The sequence below is a fragment of the Flexivirga lutea genome, assembly GCF_054778955.1.
This window is the reverse complement of the sequence record NZ_BAAGZB010000019.1, coordinates 1-502: the sequence shown is the minus strand read 5'-3', so window position 1 is coordinate 502 and position 502 is coordinate 1. Positions and strand designations below refer to the sequence as shown.

At 43.8% G+C, this 502-nt stretch carries 1 protein-coding gene; it reads left to right on the top strand.

The genetic code is table 11. The features are described 5' to 3' along the window. Positions 1–85: 85 nt before the first annotated feature. Positions 86–502: HK97 gp10 family phage protein (locus ACYVBN_RS18395; protein ID WP_460601775.1), on the top strand; the 417-nt coding region annotated here is incomplete at its 3' end.

Below are 502 nucleotides of genomic sequence, written 5' to 3'. Positions count from 1 at the left end.
GCTCATTACGTCAGTGTTAGAATCAGCCCTTCAAAAAGGGATTTAACGCCTAAACATAATAGTGAAGGCTATAGAGGTGTAGTTTGTGAACTTGTTACTTCCACGCGATATAGTTGAAGCTGTTCTTAATGATAAGAAAACAAAAAATGCACGAGTGGCTAAGTGTGATGGAAGTGAATTTTTTCTAGAACTGCCAAGCATGAATGCAGACTTTCCCGCAGGGAAAATCATCCTCAAGCTAGGAGATTCCGGTTTTTACAACAAAAGGACAAAAAGTCTCGAGGGAGCCTATGGCCTTAGGCATATATGGGACAAGCATCGTGTCGAGATAGGAGCTACTTCCGCTGAGGATATTGTCATCTTTTTGGAGAGCATATTATTAGCTGGGGCAGAAGTGCTTAAGGAAGAAGTGATCGCACGCGCTCCTGAGAGAACCGGAAAACTGAAGAAAAACGTGGTCGTTTTGACTCAGCGCTCACGACGCCGCGGTGAAATTACTTCC